This window comes from Porphyromonas gingivicanis JCM 15907 (assembly GCF_000614585.1).
Lineage (GTDB): Bacteria > Bacteroidota > Bacteroidia > Bacteroidales > Porphyromonadaceae > Porphyromonas > Porphyromonas gingivicanis.
In genome coordinates this window covers 1-806 of the sequence record NZ_BAKX01000025.1, presented here as the reverse complement: position 1 = coordinate 806, position 806 = coordinate 1, and the positions used below count along the sequence as shown (strand labels likewise).

Annotated in this window: 1 pseudogene; it reads right to left on the bottom strand. The window is 42.7% G+C overall.

Going from position 1 to position 806, the window contains the following annotated elements:
• Positions 1–676, bottom strand: a pseudogene (locus JCM15907_RS13090) (hypothetical protein); the annotation flags it as partial.
• Positions 677–806 lie beyond the last annotated feature (130 nt).

The window sequence follows — 806 nt, the reverse complement described above, 5'->3', positions numbered from 1 at the left end:
ATTCTTTTTCCTCCTCAGGGATAGAAATACTCGGCAACTGCTCTACAAGTCGATCCATAGATGCGCGATCAATTCTATTTCCAAATACCATTAAATTTATTAAGTCCTTATTTTGACTTATATCCAGTTGAGTCAACTGATTGTTATCGCAAAGCAGGTACTTCAACGCTGTATTCTTGGTTACGTCCAACTGTGTCAACTGATTGTCATAGCAATCCAGATACGACAACGCTGTATTCTTGGTTACATCCAATTGTGTCAACTGATTTTTAGGGCAATACAGCTGAGTTACATCGCCTTTGAGTGTAATGCGCCCGTCAGTAGCTGTCAACTCATACTTGCCTTCTCCCTTATGTGTTACGCCTTGCACTGTAAAGGAGCCTTCACTCTGAATCCGGAGAGTGAGCTCCTCGCCGACCTTCTTGCTGGTCGTCATGGTAATAAATCCACTCTCTCCCTCATAGGGTATGCCTCGCCAATCATCCTCACCACTAGCATCTTTACCATTATTGTGGTCTCGAACTTTCCAGCCTTTACTCTTAGCCTTTGCTGCAGAGGATTGGGTTAGGTGATTTCCTTCGTTGGGGTTCTTGGTATCTACGGCAACGAAGAAGCCATAATCTTCTTCATACTCAGGGATAGAAATACTCGGCAACTGCGCTACAAGTCGATCCATAGATGCGCGATCAATTCTATTTCCAAATACCATTAAACTTATTAAGTCCTTATTTTGACTTATATCCAGTTGAGTCAACTGATTTTCTGAACACCACAGCTCTCGCAACTTTGTATTCTTGGTTACGTCC